20 protein-coding genes are annotated in these 20,507 nt (G+C 67.7%); 9 read left to right on the top strand and 11 right to left on the bottom strand.

What is annotated here, in order from left to right:
- Window positions 1-508 precede the first annotated feature (508 nt).
- Window positions 509-1,828: an OmpP1/FadL family transporter gene (locus tag CKO31_RS07010; protein WP_200235351.1), complete on the top strand. Its 1,320-nt coding sequence runs from the start codon at window positions 509-511 to the stop codon at window positions 1,826-1,828.
- 112 nt (window positions 1,829-1,940) lie between these two features.
- Here CKO31_RS07010 and dsrE2 read toward each other — a convergent pair whose 3' ends face one another.
- The 3 genes from dsrE2 to CKO31_RS06995 form a co-directional block, all read right to left on the bottom strand.
- Window positions 1,941-2,420 (bottom strand): sulfur carrier protein DsrE2, encoded by a 480-nt coding sequence (gene dsrE2 / locus CKO31_RS07005; RefSeq protein ID WP_200235349.1) that lies wholly within the window; start codon window positions 2,418-2,420, stop codon window positions 1,941-1,943.
- Between the two features lie 140 nt (window positions 2,421-2,560).
- The gene (locus CKO31_RS07000) at window positions 2,561-2,791 is read right to left on the bottom strand and encodes a sulfurtransferase TusA family protein (RefSeq protein ID WP_200235347.1); all 231 of its coding nucleotides are present in this window, start codon (window positions 2,789-2,791) and stop codon (window positions 2,561-2,563) included.
- A 151-nt stretch (window positions 2,792-2,942) separates the two neighbouring features.
- Window positions 2,943-3,269: a rhodanese-like domain-containing protein gene (locus CKO31_RS06995; protein WP_200235346.1), complete on the bottom strand. Its 327-nt coding sequence runs from the start codon at window positions 3,267-3,269 to the stop codon at window positions 2,943-2,945.
- 306 nt (window positions 3,270-3,575) lie between these two features.
- Between CKO31_RS06995 and cysG the strand changes: the two genes are divergently transcribed.
- On the top strand, window positions 3,576-5,009 hold the full coding sequence (gene cysG / locus CKO31_RS06990) for a siroheme synthase CysG (RefSeq protein ID WP_200235344.1): 1,434 nt from the start codon (window positions 3,576-3,578) through the stop codon (window positions 5,007-5,009).
- Window positions 5,006-5,833, top strand: a complete 828-nt coding sequence (locus tag CKO31_RS06985; RefSeq protein WP_200235342.1) for a substrate-binding periplasmic protein — start codon at window positions 5,006-5,008, stop codon at window positions 5,831-5,833. The genes cysG and CKO31_RS06985 overlap by 4 nt, the downstream gene beginning before the upstream one ends.
- A 103-nt stretch (window positions 5,834-5,936) precedes the next feature.
- Here the strand turns inward: CKO31_RS06985 and CKO31_RS06980 are convergent, their stop codons facing one another.
- Window positions 5,937-6,593 (bottom strand): rhodanese-like domain-containing protein, encoded by a 657-nt coding sequence (locus tag CKO31_RS06980; protein ID WP_242475210.1) that lies wholly within the window; start codon window positions 6,591-6,593, stop codon window positions 5,937-5,939.
- A gap of 88 nt (window positions 6,594-6,681) precedes the next feature.
- On the opposite strand from CKO31_RS06980, the gene CKO31_RS06975 reads away from it, so the two are divergent.
- Window positions 6,682-7,221, top strand: a complete 540-nt coding sequence (locus tag CKO31_RS06975; RefSeq protein ID WP_200235338.1) for a protein disulfide oxidoreductase — start codon at window positions 6,682-6,684, stop codon at window positions 7,219-7,221.
- A gap of 166 nt (window positions 7,222-7,387) precedes the next feature.
- A complete protein-coding gene (locus CKO31_RS06970) occupies window positions 7,388-7,648 on the top strand; it encodes an FmdB family zinc ribbon protein (protein ID WP_200235336.1) in 261 nt (86 codons plus the stop codon).
- A 241-nt stretch (window positions 7,649-7,889) separates the two neighbouring features.
- Here CKO31_RS06970 and soeC read toward each other — a convergent pair whose 3' ends face one another.
- From soeC to CKO31_RS06945, 5 genes are all read right to left on the bottom strand, one after another.
- Window positions 7,890-8,870, bottom strand: coding sequence for a sulfite dehydrogenase subunit SoeC (soeC, locus tag CKO31_RS06965; RefSeq protein ID WP_200235334.1), 981 nt, complete (start codon window positions 8,868-8,870; stop codon window positions 7,890-7,892).
- Window positions 8,871-8,997: 127 nt separating this feature from the next.
- A complete protein-coding gene (gene soeB, locus CKO31_RS06960; RefSeq protein WP_200235332.1) occupies window positions 8,998-9,720 on the bottom strand; it encodes a sulfite dehydrogenase subunit SoeB in 723 nt (240 codons plus the stop codon).
- A 161-nt stretch (window positions 9,721-9,881) separates the two neighbouring features.
- Window positions 9,882-10,265: a four helix bundle protein gene (locus tag CKO31_RS06955; RefSeq protein WP_200235330.1), complete on the bottom strand. Its 384-nt coding sequence runs from the start codon at window positions 10,263-10,265 to the stop codon at window positions 9,882-9,884.
- Between the two features lie 53 nt (window positions 10,266-10,318).
- Complete coding sequence (gene soeA, locus CKO31_RS06950; RefSeq protein ID WP_200235328.1) at window positions 10,319-13,225, bottom strand: sulfite dehydrogenase subunit SoeA; 2,907 nt, start codon at window positions 13,223-13,225, stop codon at window positions 10,319-10,321.
- A gap of 342 nt (window positions 13,226-13,567) precedes the next feature.
- Window positions 13,568-13,945, bottom strand: coding sequence for a cupin domain-containing protein (locus CKO31_RS06945; RefSeq protein WP_200235326.1), 378 nt, complete (start codon window positions 13,943-13,945; stop codon window positions 13,568-13,570).
- 174 nt (window positions 13,946-14,119) lie between these two features.
- On the opposite strand from CKO31_RS06945, the gene CKO31_RS06940 reads away from it, so the two are divergent.
- Window positions 14,120-14,473 (top strand): HMA2 domain-containing protein, encoded by a 354-nt coding sequence (locus CKO31_RS06940; RefSeq protein WP_200235325.1) that lies wholly within the window; start codon window positions 14,120-14,122, stop codon window positions 14,471-14,473.
- Window positions 14,474-14,883: 410 nt separating this feature from the next.
- Window positions 14,884-15,147, top strand: coding sequence for a hypothetical protein (locus CKO31_RS06935; RefSeq protein WP_200235323.1), 264 nt, complete (start codon window positions 14,884-14,886; stop codon window positions 15,145-15,147).
- 80 nt (window positions 15,148-15,227) lie between these two features.
- Here the strand turns inward: CKO31_RS06935 and CKO31_RS06930 are convergent, their stop codons facing one another.
- Both CKO31_RS06930 and CKO31_RS06925 read right to left on the bottom strand, forming a co-directional pair.
- Window positions 15,228-16,451: a DUF2325 domain-containing protein gene (locus CKO31_RS06930; RefSeq protein ID WP_200235321.1), complete on the bottom strand. Its 1,224-nt coding sequence runs from the start codon at window positions 16,449-16,451 to the stop codon at window positions 15,228-15,230.
- 87 nt (window positions 16,452-16,538) lie between these two features.
- Window positions 16,539-16,913: a hypothetical protein gene (locus tag CKO31_RS06925; RefSeq protein ID WP_200235319.1), complete on the bottom strand. Its 375-nt coding sequence runs from the start codon at window positions 16,911-16,913 to the stop codon at window positions 16,539-16,541.
- A gap of 421 nt (window positions 16,914-17,334) precedes the next feature.
- On the opposite strand from CKO31_RS06925, the gene CKO31_RS06920 reads away from it, so the two are divergent.
- Both CKO31_RS06920 and CKO31_RS06915 read left to right on the top strand, forming a co-directional pair.
- Window positions 17,335-19,779, top strand: coding sequence for a heavy metal translocating P-type ATPase (locus tag CKO31_RS06920; RefSeq protein WP_200235317.1), 2,445 nt, complete (start codon window positions 17,335-17,337; stop codon window positions 19,777-19,779).
- Window positions 19,763-20,506, top strand: coding sequence for a ferrous iron transport protein A (locus CKO31_RS06915; protein ID WP_200235315.1), 744 nt, complete (start codon window positions 19,763-19,765; stop codon window positions 20,504-20,506). Before CKO31_RS06920 ends, CKO31_RS06915 begins: the two co-directional genes overlap by 17 nt.
- The last annotated feature ends 1 nt before the right edge of the window (window position 20,507 follow it).

Genomic DNA, 20,507 nt, shown 5'->3' with positions numbered 1-20,507 from the left:
CGCGGTACCTCGATAGCGAAGAAGCACAATCCCGGGGGAACGGAGCAGCGGCGCCGATGCGTGCCTGCGGTGCCGCCCGGCACAGCAGCCGGTCAGCACAGCAGCAGGACCACCGCGGGCGAGCCCGTGCGACGCGCCCCTCGCGCGCTAGCGCTGGTGGCCCGCCCGTGGCCCATGAGGCACGCACCTGCCCGCCGTATGCGAATCCGCCACCGGCGAGCCCCGGCGCTGGCTATAAGCCACCTTTATAGCACAGCAGCAGGGTCCCCCGCGGATTTACCCAAACTTTTCAAGTGTTTTCCAACGGACGTCCTGCCGGCGGCGGTGTGGCTTGCGTGCAGCAAGCCACCGCGGCCGGCCGCTCAGCGCCGTGGCATGTGTCAATTCACAACACCACTAGAAAAAAGCAACAAACTGGCGTATCTTTACCACCCAAGCTGAGGATCGACCCGCGCCAGCGCACCCGCACTCGCGCAGAAATAACGATCAGCCAACGGGGGACATCAAGATGCGACGAGCCAACTTCGAGCTTCCCACCCTCGCCGCCGCAGTGCTCGGACTCTGCGCGAGCAGCAACGCCGTCGCCGGGGGGTTTGCGGTGCCCGAGCTCTCAACGGCCGGCATCGGCACCACCAACGCCTTGGTGGCCAATCCGGACGAGCGTGGCGCCATCGTCTACAACCCGGCGGCGATGGCCTTTCATGACCAAAGCAGCATCAATACCGGCCTGCTGCTGCTAGCGCCGGACTCGCACGTGGACATCCCGGGTGGTGGCGGGGATGCCACGAACGCCGACTGGTTTGTCGCGCCGATGATACAGGCCGCGATTCGCATCAACGAAGACTGGTCCGCCGGGCTCGGCGTGACCGCGCCCTTCGGTCTGGAGACGCGGTGGGCCCCCAACACCTTCCCGGCACTCACCGGCAGGGCAGCCTTGCCGTCCCCGCCCTTTGCTCCTGGCAGCAGCGTGCCGCTGAGCCCGCAGCCGACCCAGAGCAAGCTCGAGATCGTCAACTTCACGCCGACCGCCACCTACCGTGTCACCCCGGAGCTCGCCCTCTCTGCGGGCGCAGACATCTACTGGGCAAAGGCCGCGCAGCTGGACTCGACCATCACCGAGCTCGAAGGCGAGGGCACCGGCTGGGGCTTCAACCTGAGCGCGATGTACGTCAAAGACCGCTTCAGCGCCGGCATCAACTTCCACTCGGCGCCGACGGTGAGCCTCGACGGGACCTTTTCGGTGCTGGATCCGAACCTAGTCTTGCTGGGCGCGGCGCCGCCGAGCCAAACCGCGGAGCTGGACGTCGATCTGCCCTGGCGCCTACAGGTCGGCGTGCGCTACGAGATCATCCAGGATCAGCTCGCCGTGGAGCTCGACTGGACGCGCAACGGGTGGAGCGAGTTCCAAGAGATCAAGGTGGTCGGCGACCGCACCGGCACGACCCTCATCGAAGACCAAAACCAGTGGGATGACTCCAATGCCTTCAGGCTGGGTCTGACCTACAACCTGGTGGAGCAGACCCAGCTGCGGCTCGGCTACTCCTTCGACGAGACGCCGCAGGGCGACGAATTCTTCAGTGCTCGGGTGCCGGACAACGACCGCCACCTGTTCGGGCTTGGTGTTGCCCACAAGCTGAACGATCGCATCCAGCTGGAGCTTGGATACATGTACGTGATGCTCGAAGACCGCGACTTCCGCAGCACGCGGCCCTACGACCCGGTGAACGCGCCGGGCGACATCAACGGTACCACCGCGCTGAACGGCGACTACTCGTCCGAGGTTCATCTGATCGGCCTCGAGCTGAGCACCAGCTTCGACGCCTTCTAAGCCGCCCTGCGCGGGCGCGGGGCTTGCCCCAGCACTTTCCCCCAAGGCGCGGCAGCGAGTCGCGCATCCTTAAGGCCGCTCCAGATCAGAGCGGCCTTCTTTTTTTGCACAGTCAGATGTAGAGGCAGATATCGCTTTCGCCGGCAAACTCGAAAAAGGCCGCCGCACCGGCATACTCGATGCCGTCGATAAATTCCGCCTGGTCCATGTCGAACAGGTCCACGGTCATTTGACAGGCGATGAGCTTGACGTCGGCCTCTTGGCAGAGCTCGCGCAGCTCATCGACGCTGGCGACGCCCTTGGACTTCATCTTCTGCTTCATCATGGCCGTCATCATGCCCTGCATGCCGGGCAAGGCGAGACCGAGTACCGGGAACCATTTGTCCATGCCCATGGGCATGGGCATGCCCGGGTTGCCGAGCGGCGTCACCTCCAGGGCCAGCTTCTTCTTCAGCAGCTGCAAACCGTAGAAGGTGAAGAAGATCTGCGTCTCGTACCCCAGGGCCGCGGCCGTGGATGCGAGGATGAAGGGGGGATAGGCCCAGTCGAGTGAGCCCTTGGTGGCGATGATGGCCAGCTTCTTCTCGTCCATCGTGTCCTCCAGGCGGACCCCGCGTGGAGCCCGGTGTGATCGTTGGCTTGCGGGCGCTCAGCACGCCGAGCGCCCGGTCTGGAGCGGCAGTGCCCGGGCCGCCGGGACACCCGCCGCATGTCGCCCGTGGCTAGCGCCGCTCAGGCTTTCTTGATCATGAAGTGGAACTTGCCGCCGTCCTCTTTGGATTCCATCAGCTCGTTGCCGGTCTGCTTGCTGAACGCATCGAAATCCTTGACGGACCCGGGATCGGTGGCGATCACGTGCAGAACCTGGCCCGCATCCATGCCGCCCAAGGTTTTCTTCGCGCGCAGGATGGGCAGCGGGCAGTTGAGGCCGCTGGCATCCAGTTCTTGATCGAATTCCGACATGTTGGTTTACCTCCGCAGGCTGGTCGGGTGAAGGTTGCAGAAGATAAGCATTTCAGCAACCGCAAAGATTCTGATTATTAGGCAAAAACCATGGCCGGCGCAACTGTTCTCGGGGACGCCTCGCGCTCCCCGAGCTGGCGCCGAGCCTTGGTCAGCTATCCTCCAGGCGGCCGATGGCGTAGCCGTGACGCGCCCAAGCGATGATGCCGCCGCGCAGGTTGAGCGCGTTATCGTAGCCTTGCTGGGCCAGAAACTGGCATGCATGGTAAGAGCGTGCGCCGCTGCGGCAGTAAATGACGACATCCTTGTCCTGCGGCAGCTCGCTCGCGCGCATCGGCAACAGGTGCATGGGGATATGCTTAGCCTTGGGTATCGCACCCTGAGCGATCTCCGCCGGCGTGCGGATATCCACCAGCAGCACGTCCTCACCCTCGGCGAGGCGCGCCTGGAGGGTTTCTGAATCGATCTCGTTGACCACGAAAGCACCTACCCTTTGCCCAAGTATTTCAGTATATTAATGAATCTTCAAAGACTCGGCAATCGGCATCTGGCGCACCCGGCGGGCCGCCCGCTGCCAACCCTTGGGGATGGGTCTGACCGGGCGCTGTTTCCAGGGGCGGAACGGCTGCGCCGGCGTCCCGACCGGCGGCGTCACCGCGCCGACGTCCCCGGGGCTGCGTCTCCCGCGGCGGCATCCCAAGCCCCGCCGCTCGAGCACTGAGACCCGATATCGCCCGCCCCTCTTTCCGAGCAATACAGGCGGCAGCGCCGCACCCAGACGACCATGGACCTACTCCCGATCTTCCTCGACATCAATAACGAGCCCTGCCTGGTGGTGGGGGGCGGCCCCATCGCACTGCGCAAGCTTCAGAACCTGCGTCGCGCCGGCGCCCGGGTGCGCCTCGTCTCTCCGGAGCTGGTGCCGGAGCTGGCCGCAAGCGTGGAGGAGGACGCGGCCATCACCTGGTACCAGCGCCGCTTCGACGATGAGGACCTGCTGGACATTCGCTTGGCCATCGCCGCCACGGACGACCGCGCCGTCAACCGCCGCATCGCCGCGCTGGCCAAGGCCGCCCGGGTGCCGGTGAACGTCGCCGACCAGCCCGAGGACTGCAGCTTCATCATGCCGTCGGTCATCGACCGCTCGCCGGTGGTGGTGGCGGTGTCCACGGGCACGGCGTCACCGGTGCTCGCGCGCATGATCCGGGCGCGGCTGGAGTCCCTGGTGCCGGCGGGCTACGGGCGGCTTGCGGAGCTCTGTGCCCGTTACCGCGACCGCGTCAAGGAGCGCTTCGAGCGCCAGCGCGACCGCCGCCGCTTCTGGGACCGGGTGCTGCAAGGCGGCGTCGCCGAGCGCGTCTTCTCCGGCCACCTCAAGGAGGCCGATGCCCACATGGAGCGCGAGCTCGCCGCCGGCGGCAATCCCACCGATATGGGCGAGGTCTACTTGGTGGGCGCAGGCCCCGGTGACCCGGACCTGCTCACCTTCCGGGCGCTGCGGCTCATGCAGCAGGCCGATGTGGTCGTCTATGATCGCCTGGTGGGGAAGCCCATCATCGACATGGTGCGCCGCGATGCCGAGCACGTCTACGTCGGCAAGCAGCGCAACCAGCACACCATGCGGCAAGAGGAGATCAACAAGCTGCTCGCGCAGCTCGCCAAGGAGGGTAAGCGCGTGCTCAGGCTCAAAGGCGGCGACCCCTTCATCTTCGGCCGCGGCGGCGAGGAGATCGACACCCTGGCCGCCGAGGGCGTGCCCTTCCAGGTGGTCCCCGGCATCACCGCCGCCAACGGCTGCGCCTGCTACGCCGGCATCCCCCTGACCCACCGTGCCTATGCCCAGTCGGTGACCTTCGTCACCGGTCACCTCAAGGACGGCACCATCAATCTGAACTGGCGCCAGCTCGCCGAGCCGCACCAGACCATCGTCTTCTACATGGGCCTGGTGGGCCTGCCGGTCATCGTGGACAAGCTCATCGAGCACGGCGTGGCGCCGGACATGCCCATCGCATTGGTGCAGCAGGGCACCACGCACATGCAAAAGGTCTATCCCGCCACCCTCAAGACCATCCTGGCCCGCGTCGAGGAGGACCCGCCGGAGCCGCCGACGCTGATCATCGTCGGCGATGTGGTCAACCTGCGCGACAAGCTCGATTGGTTCACCACCATCCCGGACCGCGAGCAGGGCGCCACGACGCCCCTGCTGCCGGGCGATTGAGCCGCGCCGTCGGCCGACCCGAGGCCATCAGGCCCAACCGGGCGCGCCGCCGCTGGCTGGGTGGGCTCGCGGGGCTGGCACTCGGTGCACCCTTTGCCGCGGCACAGACGGGTGCCGCCGCGCCGGAGCGCCCGACGCTGCGGCTGGGGGTCGCCGCCAGCGGCCCGCCGCTGGCCTTCTTCCACCGCGGCGTGCTGCGGGGTCTCAGCATCGACCTCGCCCGAGCGCTGGCGGATGACCTCGACCGCGACCTCCAGATACAGGAAATGCCGGAGGCGCGGCTGGTGGACGCGCTGCGCGGCGGGCGCATCGACCTGATGCTCTCCACCCTGCCCGAGGCGGACCTGACGGCCTTGGGCCTCGCCGCCAGCAGCCCGCTGTTCGAAACGGGACAGATGGCCCTGATCCGCGGCGCCGACGTCGCCCGCTTCGCCCGGCCCGTGGACATCATCACCACGGCGGCCCGCGTCGGCTACCAGCAGGGCACCGCCGGCGCGCGCTTCGTGCAGTCGCGCATGCCGCGTGCCGAGCGCGTGCCCTTTGCGGACGTAGCCGACGGCATCGCGGCCCTGCGCGGTGGTGAGGTGGATCTGTTCATCCACGCGGCGCCGACGGTCTGGGCCGTCGCCGCGGACAGCGCCGAAGAGCAGCTCATCGGCATCTACCAGCCCCTGACCGACGAGCGCGCGGCCTGGGTGGTACGCGCCGAAGAGCGCCTGCTCCTCTCCGGCATCGACATGGTCCTGCGCCGCTGGCGTGAGTCCGGCAGACTCACCCAGCTGGTGAACCGCTGGATGCGCACGCGGGTGCAGGTGGCGCCGTAGGATGGGTAGCGCGAAGCGAAGCCCATCCTCCCCGGGCGCAGCTTCATTCGGGGCTCAGCGCACCAGGTTGAGCTTTGGGGTCACCGGCGTCCGTTGCCCGGCGTCACGAATCCGCCGGCCGCACCGTCGTCAGCCCCAAGGACTCCCATGCCTGCATGCCGCCCCGATACCATTTGATGCGATGCGCCGGATAGCCGAAGCCCAGCAGAGCCTTGATATTGGTGGGGGACTGCCCGCACCAGGCGCCGTTGCAGAAGAACACCAGGGTCTTCACGGCGTCGAAGCTCCAGATGCCGTCGGCGCTCGCCGCACCAAACTCCAGCGTCAGCAGCTCGGTAATCTGCTCGGGCGACGCAAACGCGGGATCGAGCCGCTTGTAGGGGATGTTCACGGCGCCCGGAATGGTGCCGCGCGCGACCCATTCGGCGGTACGCGAGTCGATGAGCAGCACGCTCGGGTCACCGTCGGCGATGCGCTGCATGTAGTCCAGCATCTCCAGCTCGCCGATGGTCTCCACACCGGGTGCGATCTGCATGGGCTGCACGCAGTAGGGCGGACAGGGTCGGCCGGTCTTGTCGTAGGGCGGCACGATGCGATGGCTCGGGTCCTGGTAGCGCAGCACCGTCACCGTCCCGCCGCCGTGGGGCATCTCGATGTAGGGCAGATCCTCGGCGATCTTGACGCTGAGATTTTGCAGGTCGAACACATCTTCGTCGGTGTCCGCGGCAAAGGACGCCGACGCCGCCAGCGCCAGGACCAAGGCCGACAGCGGCGCGAAGCCCAGGCCCTTGTGCCGCGCGCCCCTGCCCGCCCTCCCCTTCTGTCGTCCGTGAGCGAGGATCCAACCGATGTCCGAATCCGAAGCCCCCGCCAGCCCCGCTGCCGACAAGCCGAAGCGACGCCGCTGGCGTGGACTGCTGGTGAATCTGCTGGTGGTGTTGGTCATCTTTTTCGGGGTCCAGTGGTATAAGTCGCGACCGCTCGCCTCCGGCAGCGCGCCGCCGCTGTCGGCGCAGACGGTGCGCGGGGCCGAGGTCAGCCTCGCCGATCTGCGGGGCGAGCCGGTGCTGGTGCATTTCTGGGCCACCTGGTGCCCCACCTGCAAGCTTGAGGAAGGGAGCGTCGATGCCCTGAGCCGCGACTATCAGGTCGTCACCGTCGCCATGCAATCCGGTGGCGAGCGCGAGATCGCCGGTTATCTCCGCGAGCGCGACTTGGGCTTCGACGCCGTCGCCGACCCCTATGGCGAGATCGCAAGCGCCTGGGGCGTGCGCGGCGTGCCGGCGAGCTTCGTGCTGGACGGCAACGGCGACATCCGCTTCGGCGCCGTGGGCTACACGCCCGGCATCGGGCTGCGCGGGCACCTGTGGGCGGCGGGCCGGGAGTGAGGCGCACGGGCGAGGAGCACGGGCGAGGAGCACGGGCGGCAAGCACTGGCGCCCGCGGAAACCGCAGGGCGCACGTCTGCGGTGTGCTTGCTCCAACCGGATTGCAGCAACGGCGCCTGTGGATATAATGAGCGCATATTAGAAAGCATCGATATAGGAGCCTTCCATGCCCACCTACGATTACCGCTGTGAAGCCAACGGCCGCGTCGTCGAAGTCAGCCATCGCATGAGCGAGAAGCTGGCCACCTGGGGCGAGCTCTGCGAGCGCGCCAGCCTCGACTGCGGCGACACCCCCGCCGACACGCCGGTGCAGCGCCTCGCCACCGGCGGCAACCTCATCGGCAGCAACAACCTCGGTAGCGGCTTCGACCCGGCACCCGCCTGCGGCGCCGGCGGCTGCGGCACAGGCATGTGCGGACTCGACTGACCCGAGCATCCAGGTCCGGGCCCGTCCTGAGCCACAGCTCACGCACAAGCTCACTCACACCGGGGGGGGGCCGCAACGCGGCCCTCTCGCTGTCGGCGTCACCACCCACAACCCGACAGGTCCTGCATTCCCGCCAGCAGCATCCTCCACACCAACCGCCGGCAAGACACTCACGATGACTCCGGCTGCGCAGAGCCGCGCTCCGGGAGCGCAGCGCGTGAGCAACCGGAATCGGCCAAGGCTACGAGATGCTCTGGTAGTACAGATTCTGCGGATGGTTGGCCTCGGCGAAGAAGTACCAACGCTCGGCCACCAAGCCCAGGTACTGGATCACGAAGGCCGCGATAGGCAGCGTCGGCGACTCCAAAACATAGGAAACGCCGATCAGCAACAGCGGCACCGGGAACACCAGGACCAGGAAGACCAGGCGCACCAGCTTCAGGAATTCGGGGCTCTGGTGATGGAAGAACTCCCGCGTGTTGAAGGAGCTCGCCGTGAAGCCCTGGGACTTCTGTACGATCTTGCGGTGGCGCACGCCGATGGCGGTCTGCAACGTGCTCTTGTGCTTCAGGGTTGCGTTGCGGATCAGCGATGCGATGCGCGTGCCGAGCCCGAGTACGGTGAAGATCACCGCCCAGGTGCCATAGAAGCCCACTAGGTGATTGCCCAAATAGGCCGAATAGGCCGCCGCCAGCATGAAGCCGGAGGCCATACCCAGCAGGGTGAAATTCGCGATGGTGTAGGGCGAGTGCCACTCCTCTAGGAACTTCACGCTGGCATAGATCATGCCGGTGCAGACGAACAACGCGAAGGTCACGATGACACCGACGAATCCAAGCACCATGGTGACATCGATGGGCAGCGCGCCGTCGCCGGCGACGAGCCACGGCTGGGTCCAACCGAGATAATGGAAGAGGCCATAGAAGAAGACCACGCCCATCATCATGGGCAGCACGATCACCTCCCGCGATAGCCAGGACGTGCGCCACATGGAGGCAGCGCGCCAAGCCCGCTCCGGGCGCCCCAAGTGGAGGAAGGACGCACCGAGACCGGCGATCAGCAGGCCCAGTGCCAGCGCGCTGCCGATGGCGTAGAAGTTGGCGTCCTGCGGCTCGATGAGCTTGATGCTGGCGTACAGCTGCCCCGTGAACAGGGCGAGGAAAAGCCCCTGACCAGCGCCGATGAGCGTGGTCAGGAAGATAACGGAGAAGGCGGGATGCATAGGGTTGGTTCCAGTGTCGTCGCCCGGGCGACCTGCGCCCGTTCATTGTCCTAATTTCTTTGTGGTTTCTGGCGTGAGCTTACGCCGGTCGGCCATGAGCCGGGCGTCTGGCGCCCGGCCCGAGCGGTTACCAAGTGACGTCGTCGAGGGTCTCTTCGCCCGTGTAGACGGTGAGGTCTTCCTTGGTCAGCGGGTTGTCGGCGCGCTGCAGCTCGTCCTCGCTGATGTGCATGCGCGTCTTCTGCCGCGGTAGGTAGTGGTTGGCCGGCTTGGTGCCCCATTCGGGCATCAACGCATAGCCACCGCGCTCACGAATGGCTACCGAGACCTCCGAATCCGGGTCGTGCACATCGCCGAAGAGCCGCGCACTAGTGGGACAGGCCAGCACGCAGGCGGGCTGGCGCTCCTTCTCCGGCAGTGACTGATCGGTGATGCGGTCGATGCAGAGCGTGCACTTTTTCATCACCTGCTGCTGCTCGTCGAGCTCGCGCACGCCATAGGGGCAGGCCCAGGAGCAGTACTTGCAGCCGATGCACTTGTCGTAGTCCACCAGCACGACGCCGTTGTCCTCGCGCTTGTAACTGGCGCCGGTGGGACAGACGGGCACGCAGGGCGGCTCTTCGCAATGCAGGCAGGACTTCGGGAAGTGCACCGTCTCCGTCGCCGGATAGCTGCCGACCTCGAAGGTCTGCACCCGGTTGAAGAAGGTCCCGGTGGGGTCCGCGCCATAGGGATTCTCATCCACCATGGGCCCGGCCCACCCGGAGGCGTTCCACTGCTTGCAGGAAGTCACGCAGGCATGGCAGCCGACGCAGACGTTGAGGTCGATTACTAGGGCGAGTTGGGTCATTGGTCTTTCGGCTTCAAAAACTGCTGATCGACTGGAAAGAGTACGGATTACGGCGTAGGTAGTAGGGAGTACGAAGTACGGGGTACGAAGTACGGTTGCCGCCTCACATATCCGCTGAGCACATTGTTCATCCGGGCACGACCTGGGAGCTGCAAGGGTGCTCAGGTTGGAGGCGCGGGTTGCTGTTGGTCCACGGTCGCATACATTCGACCGATCAAACGGCTGATCTCGACGCACTCCTGGATGAGTCGGGAGAAGGTCGCCGCATCGACATAACTGAGATCCAACGCAACGTACAGCTGACTTCGGACCTCTGCGGCCGATCCGCGCGCAATCGACAGGAAGCGCTTGAACTCGGTCCGGCTGTAGCGTTCATGGCCCTCCGCGATGTTCGACATGATCGACACAGCAGCTCGACGGACCTGATCCCGCAACGCGAAGTCACGTTGAAACGGCCCGACTGCGGTGATCCGATAAATCTCGGCAGTCAGAGCACGCGCCCTTTGCCACGCAATCCACTCCTCAAAGCGCCGCACCCCGGCCATCAGCTCCGCCTTCCGAGGGTTGCGACCCCGTACTCCGGACTTCGTACTCCGTACTATTTCCGCCCAAACACCCCCGCCACATAAGACTGCCAGCGCGAGCGCGGGCGTACCTCCTGACCGGGCAGACTCTTCATGGGCGCGAACTGGGGCTCGGTGATTTGGTCCTCTTGCGGGCCTTCGGCCTTATAGATGCGAACCCGCAAGTCGAACCAGGCTGCCTGGCCGGTGATCGGGTCGGAGTTCGAGAAGTGATTGCCGGCGCCGCCGTCCGGCAGCTCCTCGCCGATCAGGTGGTTCAACAGGAAGCCCTTCTTGGATTCGTCCGCCTTGGGGTCCAGCGCCCAGGCACCGGCCGCCTTACCGATAGCGTTCCAGGTCCAGACGGTGCCGGGCTCGACGGCCTCGGAGTAGCGGCACATGCACTTCACCCGCCCGAGATGGGACTCCACCCAGATCCAATCGCCGTCCTCGATGCCCTGGGCGATGGCGAGCTTGGGGTTCACGAACAGATAGTTGTGACTGTGGATCTGCCGCAGCCACGCGTTCTGGCTGTCCCAGCTGTGATACATGGCCATCGGCCGCTGGGTGAGCGCCGCCAGCGGGAAGCGCGTCTTGTCCAGCATCTGGCCTTCCAGGGGCTCGTAGTGGAAGGGCAGCGGGTCGAAGAAGGTCTCGATGCGCTCGCGCAGGTGGTCCGGCGGCTGACGCCCGGGCCACTTGCCTTGGGCGGCCGCGCGGAAGCGTTGCAGCACCTCGGAGTAGATATGCAGCGTGATGGGCTCCGCCCAGCGCGTCAGCGCATGCGCCCTTGCCCAGTGCAGGTAACCCTTGTTCCAGTTGCGCATGTACTGATAGCTGCGCGGTAGCTCGTGGTGGAAGAAGCAGTTGTTGGCTGCGTACTGCTCCCACTGGCGCGGATTGGGCTCGCCCTTGAGGTATTTCTCGCCGAACTTGCCGCGCCAGCCGGCGAGAAAGCCGATCCCGGAGCCGGGCGAGGTCTCGTAGTTGACGACGAAGTCCGGGTAGTTGCGGTACTTCGGCGTGCCGTCCTGCTTGGTGAAGGCCGGCAGCTTGAGGCGCCCGGCCAGCTCGATGAGCACGTCCTGGAAGGGCCGGCATTCGCCCTTGGGCGGTAGCACCGGCAGACGCACGGCGTCCACCGGGCCGTCGAACTCCGAGATGGGCCGATCCAGCATCGAGAGCACATCGTGGCGCTCCAGATAGGTGGTGTCCGGCAGCACCAGGTCGGCGAAGGCGACGGTCTCGGACGCATAGGTATCGCACACCACCAAAAACGGGATCTTGTACTCACCGTTCTCGTCGGTGTCGGTGAGCATGTGCCGCGCCGCGGTGGTGTTCATCGACGAGTTCCAGGCCATGTTGGCCATGAACAGCAGCAGGGTGTCGATGGGATAGGGATCACCGCGCCAGGCGTTGGTGATGACGTTGTGCATCAGCCCATGGGCCGCCAGCGGGTACTCCCAGCTGAAGGCCTTGTCGATGCGCACCGGCTTGCCGTCGTCGTCGACGAACAGGTCCTCGGGCCGCGCCGGCCAGCCGAGCGGCAGGCCTTCCAGCGGCGCATCCGGTTGGACGGCGTCCGGATGATTCGGCGGCTTCGGACACGGCGGGATGGGCTTGGGGAAGGGGGCACGGTGGCGGAAGCCGCCTGGGCGGTCGATGGTGCCGAGCACCGTCATCAGGATGCTTAGGGACCGGATAGTCTGGAAGCCGTTGGAATGGGCCGCGAGCCCGCGCATGGAGTGGAAGGCCACCGGGTTGCCGGTGACGGTCTCGTGCTCCTTGTCCCAACAGTCGGTCCAGCGAATCGGCAGCTCGATTTTATGATCGCGGGCCGTCACACCCATCTCGTGGGCGAGGCGGCGGATGGTGTCCGCCGGGATGCCGGTGATGGTCTCGGCCCACTCGGGCGTGTAGGGCTCGACGCGCTCCTTCAACAGCTGGAAGGACGGCTTCACCGGGGTCCCATCCGGCAGCTCGTAGCTGCCCATCAGGCGCGGGTCGCCGCCCTCGGTGTGGGTGAGCACCGGCCCGTTCTTGTTGCGATCCCACCAGAGCTTGTTCTGCGGGTCGGTGCAGCCCTCGGTGACCTCCGCGTCCGGGTCGCGGTAGAACATGCCGTGGTCGTCGCGGCTCGGGTCGTCGATGACCAGCTCAGGCGCATTCGTGTACTGCACCAGGAACTCGCGGTCGAACAGGCCGAGCTTCAGGATCTCGTGGATGAGCGCCAGGAAGAGCGCACCATCGGTGCCGGGCTTGATGGGCACCCATTCGTCGGCGATGGCCGAGTAGCCGGTGCGGATGGGATTGATGGACACGAAGCGCCCGCCGCGGCGCTTGAACTTGCTGATCTGGATCTTGAGCGGATTGGAGTGGTGATCTTCGGCGGTGCCGATCATCACAAACAGCTTGGCCCGCTCCAGGTCCGGGCCGCCGAACTCCCAGAAGGAGCCGCCGATGGTGTAGATCATGCCCGTGGCCATGTTCACGGAGCAGAAGCCGCCGTGGGCGGCGTAGTTCGGCGTGCCGAACTGCTTGGCGAACATGCCGGTCAGGGCCTGCATCTGGTCGCGGCCGGTGAAGAGCGCGAATTTCTTCGGGTCTTCGGCCCGCAGCCGGCCCAGGCGCTCGGTGAGCATGTCCACGGCCTCTTCCCACGAGATCTCCTCGAATTCCGACTCGCCGCGCTTGGCGCCGGCCTTGCGCTTGAGCGGCTTGGTGAGCCGCGCCGGCGACACCTGCTTCATGATGCCGGAGCTGCCCTTGGCGCAGATCACGCCTTCGTTGAGCGGATGGTTGGGATTGCCCTCGATGTAGCGGACCTGGCCTTCGCGCAGGTGCACCCGGATGCCGCAGCGGCACGCACACATGTAACAAGTGGTCTCTTTGACCTCCGTGTGGCCGTTGGCTTGGTCTGTGTGTACGGCTGGGTCTTTCATAGGGACATCCGGGCTGCGGGGTGACTGGGGGCGTTTCTGGGCGGCGCTGCCGTGCTCCGAGTCGTTTCGGAGCCTGCCTCGGCGGCAGCGCGGAGCCGGCGGCAGCGGACGACTCGCTCCTTGAGATTTGGCTGCCGCAAGGTGTTAACGGGCTGCGGACATCCGCTCCGCAGGTGCGACACCAAGAGCAGGTACCGCACTCAATATATAGAATCGGAACATTCTAATGTTTTGCGCGCAAGCTTACGAAGGCTAAGCTTGCATTCAAGGATGTGAATCACAGGGTTTTACCCCGCAGCGCTCCGCACTTGCCAGGAGAGCAGCGGCGGCAAAGACCGGGTGTCAGAGCAGATCAGGGTCGGCCTGAATAGCGCTGCCGCGCTGGGCGAGGCGCAGTGGCGCACCGAAGAAGGCGAGCACGGTGAGGTCCTCTTCGATGTCGAAGAAGGCGTGATCACAGGCGGTGTGCACGTACATGATCGAGCCCTTCTGCACCAGCTGGTCTTCCGCACCGACCCGCAGCCGCGCCCGCCCCTCCAGCACCAGATAGAGCTCGTCTTCCTCGTGGGCGCTCTGCATCTGCGTGGAGCCCGCCGGCAGGTGGTAGATGGAACAGCTCAGCGACGGCGTGCGCAGAACCTCCTGAAAGCGTGGACTGCCGGGCTCGATCTTGGCGAGGAGTGTGGGCAGTTCAAAGAGGAGCCACTGATGATCGGTCATGACGGGTTCTCCAACTGATGAGCCAGTGCTGGCGTCTCCCCGGCCCGCTGCCGAGGGTTGAGCTGGCCGAAGCGCTTGCGCTGACGCGCTACTTGCGTCCGGCGTCGTTTGCCCTATAATGCGAATTGTTCGTATTCGCCATGCGCTTTGTAACAAGCTTAGAGATCGCAGTCCATGAGCCAGTATATCCATCACGTCCCCGGCCGCATCCGTATCCGTTCCAGGGCCTTCCAGTGCTATGGCGAGCGCGCCGATGCCGCGCAAGACCGGCTGCTCGCCATGGACGGCGTCCGCAGCGTCGAGATCAAGCCGCGCGCGGCCAGCCTGATCATCCAGTACGACCCGGAGCACGTGTCCCGCGCCGCCCTATTCGCCACGCTCGAAGAGCTCGGCTGCATGGCACCGGTGCGCCGCGACAACGCCCACGTACGCCAGATGGGCGAGACGTTCGGCAAGGCCCTGGTCGGCGCCGCCATGCAGAAGGCCGTCGAGCAATCCGCGCGGACCCTGGTGGGCGCACTGGTCTGACCGCGGGCTGATCTGCCGACAGGGCATCGGCTCTACCACGCCAAGCAGCCACCGCGAGCGCAGCATCAGGCTGCGCCCGGGGCTGGATGGCGTCAGCGCGGCGCGCCGGCGTGGCTGCCCCCGGCTGCGCGGCGACCTCCCCCAATCTCTCGTCTCCTTGGGCTTCGCCACGAGTGACGCTCTCCCCCCAGACAAGCCCCCGGCAGCCACGCAGCAGTCCGTCTTCGCGCACAAGGCCGCCGAGCCTGGGCAGGGGACTCCCAGCGCCGCCAGCACCCACGGCCCAACGCCGACGCGCAAGCCGCAGCCAAAAGACCCGCTCCAAATGTATTGCGAATTGTTGCTATTCGCAATAGTATCTCGAGCACGGCCATCGCACCGTCACAGTCACTGCAAGCGTGGAGAGACCAATGCTCCTGCCCCGGTATGACGAGGCCTACCACCCAGGCCAGCAGGGAGGGGAACAGCAAGCCGCCGACGCCCGAGAGGCCGACCATGAGCCGCGCGATGCCGGCCGCGGCCCCCGCGGCTGGGTGCGGGGGCTCGCCCGGGCACTGTTGCGCACGGCGCCCCAGCAACCGAGCCCGCGGCAGCGGCGCTGGGCATTGCTGCGCGAAGCCGCCGCCCAGACGCCGCGCCCCGCAAGGCGCAGACACCGCCGCCGAGTCTTCTAGCGTGGCGCGCGCCGACCCGGGCGTCGGCGACGCCACGGCACACAGCCGCAGCGGGCGGACTGCCTCAGGCGTAGCCTGCGTCAGGCTTGGATTAGGCGCGCAGAGGCCTCTGACTGACCCGGCACGCGGGCGGCGGCGGTGAGCTGAGACAGCGCCAGCGCGAAGGCGCCGACGCCCGAGCGTTTCAACATCACGCAGGGTGTTCCGTAGCGCTTGCAGAAACGCTTGGTGCGCAGGGACGCATCATGGCTCACGCAGTCCAAGGGGCAAATCACGGCGTCGGCGCTGGCGAGCAGCGACTCGAGCCGGGAGCGATTGTCCTCGAGGCCGCCGTCGTGACGCACCAGCTCACCGTTGCAGCGCTCCACCAACGCGCGCAGCGACGCCTCCCGCTCCGCAAGCTCGGCCGCCGTCTCCGAGCCTCGCTGCTCAGACCCCGCGAGCAGGCGCTCCAGCCCCGTCACCTGCGCCGCGTGCTCCCGCGCCCGCTGCCGCAGCATCGCGATCTCCTGGTCCTGCGCATCCACGCGCGCGCGCAAGGCCTTGAGCTCGGCCCCGGATTCCAGGGCCGCAAGCCGCCCACGGGCCGCTTCCAGCGCCGTTTCGACCCCGGCCAAGTCGGCCAGCTGCTGCCCGGCCTGCGCCAGCCGCGCATCCTTCTCGGCCAGCGCGCGCTCGGCGCGGGCCGCTGCCGCCGCACTCTCCCGGCGCACCCGGGCCAGGGTCTCGCGGGTCTCGGCCAGGGCCTTCAGGTCGGCATTCAGCCCGGCGCCGATCTGGTGCGAGAGCATGTGCACGTCCTCATAGGCGCGGGTGCGCAGCTCCGGCGGGGCATGCGGATGGGACATGACGGCCCAAAAGGCCCCTTGGACCTCGCCGTTGGCTAAGGCCTCGCGCCACAGATGCTCCAAGTCTGCCGGCGCTCGGGCGCGCGCAAAGCGCTTCACAACCGCGGTGTAGCGCCGTTCCAGGGTGCGCTGCACGGCCTGGGACAAGGCATTGCGGCTCTCGGCGGCGGCGACGAAGCTCACATGCACCTCGAAGTCGCTCAGCTCGTGCGTGGGCATGCAGCCGGACTTCTTTCCCAGCCGGCGCAGCTCGTCCACGTGCAGGCAGGTGCCGATGACGGGGCAGTGATACTTGTGCGGCAAGTCCCACAGCCGCGGCCGGCCGCCGCCGGCTTTGCGGCTCGACGCTGGCTCGGCCGGCGCCTGCTGGAGCGACGTCGGTACGTGCAGGGTTGCCGCCGCTTGCGGGTCGGACCCATGCAGAGGCAGTGCCCCGTTTCTCGCCGTTTCGCACATGGCTTGGTCTCCTGCTCGATGTCGCTGTTGCGGCCGGGCGGCGCCGAGCGGGCGCCGCCGCGGCGATTCCGACGGGCTCGGGTCGGCTCAGGTGCCGGCGGCCGCCGGGCACTGTGCGGCGAGCAGGTACCAATGCCGGTTCAAGCGGCAGAAGGCCGTGCGCTGCTCGGGCTGATCGCGCAGCGCCGGATGCAGGGCCAGCGCGCCGCTGTAATCGGCGATGCGGCGCGCGAGCTGCGGCGAGCGCCGGGCCACATAGCCCCGCACCATGTCGGCGATGCGCGCCTTGAGCGCGTCCACGGGCAGCGCCTCCGGCGCCGCCGGCACCGACTCCCGCGCCGCCTCCCCGGGCAGGCGCGAGGCAGTGGGAGCGGCATCCCTGCCGCGATAATCCCCGCCGCGGGATCGAACAACACCGGGCATCGGCGTGTGGCTCAGGACAGCGGCGTCAAGATCAGACATCTCGGGTCTCCTTCTGCGCGCGGGCGCAGGCTCGGTTGGCACGGCGCGACCCCGTTGGCTGACCTGCACTGCGCCCCGGGGGATGAGGTCGCAGTGCGTCGGCGATTCGGCTGGGGGAGTCGGTAAGCGAACTTGTGTTGGACGTTTCGGCTCGCGGCTCGACCTCGGCAGCGATGCGCGGCGGACTTGATCCGCAGTAGATCGCGAATGCGAACGCTTCGCATATAGGTTAGGCATCCGACGCAGGCCTGTCAACAAGGCCGGCGAAGGGAGTGCTCCGCGCATCCAGCGTGCACAGCGGCTCGCGGTCTCAGACGGCGCATGAGCTACGACAGCGTTGATATGCGATTGCGTAGCGTTCGCATCGACACGGACGTATACTTTGAGAGTCTTGGTGGCCGCGTGACGCACACCGCGAGCCATGAGCACACCGCGCGCCATGAGCACGCCGCGCGCCAAAACCGTGCTTCCAACCAACCGGCCCGCCTGCATCGAGCCCGCCGCCGCGGGCGGCGAGCGACGGGTCACCCGCCGCACAGAGTCTTTCGTGTCCAGACGCCGCTGCCACCCCGTCGCCAAGCCCGTCTTCCGGATTGTCAACGAGCAGCCGAAGCGCCTGCGCCTGCGCGGGCGGGTGCTCGCCCATCCCTGCCTGGACCTCGCCTATCTGCGCGCGCTGCTCGCGGCCCTCTCCGGCGTGGACGCCCTGCGCATCAACAAGGGCGCGCACAGCGTCGTCGTCGACTACGACGGGCGGGCCGCGACGCGCACGCGCCTGCTGCAGGCACTGACCAATCTCCCCGCGGACGCCTTCCGCCCGGATGCAGTCCGCGAGCAGCCGCCGGACCCCTTCCGCGCCATCGCCACATCCGTGCTCGCCCTGGCGACACCGCTGCTGCCGCTGCCGCTGCGCCTGGCGGTGAGCTGGACCCTGGCGGCGCCCACCATCGCCAAGGGCGCCACGACGCTGATCGAGGACGGGGTGCGGGTGGACGTGCTGGACGGCTCGGCCAAGCTGCTCTCGCTGTTGCGCGGCGACTTCTTCACGGCCAACGCCATCGGCGCCCTGCTGGATTGGGGCGAGTACGTGGAGGCCACCTCGGAGCAGCGCTCCAACGCGCTGTTGCAGCGCCTGCTCACCCCGCAGACCGACACCGTCTGGGTGCACCGCGACGGCGTCGAGACCAAGGTGCCCATCGCCGAGGTGCAGCTCGGCGACACCGTAGCCTGCGGCCCGGGCGAGCTGATCCCGGTGGACGGTCGGGTGAGCGACGGCGAGGCGGCAGTGGACCAGGCCAGCCTCACCGGCGAGTCGCTGCCGGTGCCGGTGACCGTCGGCAGCCCGGTGCTCTCGGGCTCCGTCATCCACGAGGGGCATATCCGTATCCAGGCCGAGCAGGTGGGTGCGGAGACCTCCATGGCGCGCATCAACCGCTTTCTGGAAACCGCCCTGCGCAGCCGCTCCACGGGCGAGACCCGCAGCGCCAAGCTCGCGGACAAGCTGGTGCCCCTGACCTTCGCCACCGGTCTGGGGGTGTTCGCGCTGACGCGCGACCTCGCCCGGGCGGCCTCCGTGCTGACGGTGGACTATTCCTGCGCCATCAAGCTCTCCAACCCGGTGGCGGTGCGCAGCAGCCTCTACGCCGCGAGCCGCGCCGGCGTGCTGTTCAAGGGCGCGCAGGCGCTGGAGGACCTGGATCGGGTGGACACCCTGGTGCTCGACAAGACCGGCACACTGACCACCGGCGACATGCAGGTGGCGGACCTCATCCCCTTCGGCGACCTCCCCGAAGACGCCCTGCTGGCCCTCGCCGCCGGCGCCGAGGAACATTACGACCATCCGGTGGCGCGGGCCGTGGTGGCCGAGGCCGCCGCCCGCGCGCTGGCGCTGCCCCCCATCAGCCAGGTGGACTTCATCGTCGCCCACGGCGTGTCGGCCTATGTGGACGACGCCCGCGTGCTGGTGGGCAGCCGCCATTTCCTGGAAGACGACGAAGGCGTCGACTGCACCGCCGCGGACGCCGTCAGCAGCAGCCTCTACGGCGCCGGCAAGTCCGTGCTTTTCGTCGCCCGCGCCGGCCGGCTCGTGGGCCTCATCGCCCTCCGGGACCGCATCCGCCCGGAGGCGCCCGCCGCGCTGGCGGCACTCAAGGCCCTCGGCGTCGCCCGCACCGTGGTGCTCACCGGCGACCACCGCGATGCCGGGCGCGCCCTCGCCCGCGCGCTGCCGATGATCGACGCGGTGCACTGGGAGCTGAAGCCGGAAGACAAGGCCGGCGCCATTGACGAGATCAAGGCCGCCGGCGGCTGTGTGGCCTTCCTCGGCGACGGTGTCAACGACGCCCCGGCGCTGGTGAGCGCCGATGTCGGCATCAGCATGCCCAACGGCGCGGACCTCGCCCGCGAGGCGGCGCAGGTGGTGCTCATGCGCCCGGAGCTGGACGGGCTGGTGACCGCCTTCGCCACCGCCAGGCGCACCCAGGCGGTGCTCAAGCGCAGCGCCGTCGCCGCCTTCGGCATCAACACCGCCACCATGGGCCTCGCGGTGGGCGGCCTGCTGCCGCCGGTGGCGGCGGCCACCATCCACAACGGCAGCACCGTGGGCATCCTCGGCTATGCCGCACTGGGCGGGGGCCGGCGGCCGCGGCCTGCGCTTGGACCTTCGTCGACCTCCGCCACGACGCCGGCGTTGGCGGCATCGGCTCCGGGCGACGCCGCCGGCGAGCGCTCCGCTGCCGCCGGCAGCGCGCAAGCGAGCGTGCTGCACTTCGAGCCCGCGACGGCCGCGGCCGCCCGCGAGCCGGACGACCATCAGCCCCGGCCCAACGCGGCCGCCACGGAGGTGCGCGATGCGGATTTCGCTTGATCGGGCACCGGTGGGCCGATCGCTGCGGCTCGCGGCGGTGATGCATCCGGCGCTGGAGCAGCGCCTGAGTCGCATGGGGCTCTACCCCGGCTGTGTGCTGCGCCGGGAGGACGAGGAAGTCGCGCTGCAGCCGGTGCGGGTGCTCGGCCCCATGGGCGAGGCGACGCTGTCGGCGGGCATGGCCGCGAAGGTGGTGGTACACCACGACGACGGCCACAAGACCCCGATCATCGAAATGCTGCCGGGCGAGGCGGGGCACATCGAAGGGCTCACCAGCGGCACCGGCCTGGAGCAGGCACTGGCGACCCTGGGCGTGCGCGAGGATGATCGCATCCAGCTCCTGCGCAAGATCCCGCCCATGCGCTACACCGCCCGCCTCGGCGAGCGCCAGCGCCTGTACTTCACCGAAAGCGTGGCGGCCAAGCTCTGGGGCGAGCTCGACGGCCGGAAAATTCAGTTCGCCAACGCCCGCCGCGAGCATCCCTTCGTGGTCACCGCCATCCTCGGCGGCGACGCCGCCCGCGAGCAGGTGGAAGCCCTCGGCATCCACACCGGCAGCACCCTGGTGCTGGAGCACATCGCGGCGGCCAATGCCGTCCAGGGCAGCCGCGATGACGCCGGCACGCGCATCGTCATCACCAGCGAGGACGGGCTGCGGCTGTACCTCGGCCAGGACCAGGCCGCCCGCGTCATCGTCGACGACCAGACGCAGGAGAGCGCGGCCTAGC

The organism is Thiohalocapsa halophila, assembly GCF_016583825.1.
GTDB classification, from domain to species: domain Bacteria; phylum Pseudomonadota; class Gammaproteobacteria; order Chromatiales; family Chromatiaceae; genus Thiohalocapsa; species Thiohalocapsa halophila.
Note: the sequence above shows the minus strand (reverse complement) of the source record. Positions and strands in the feature narration are given on the sequence as shown.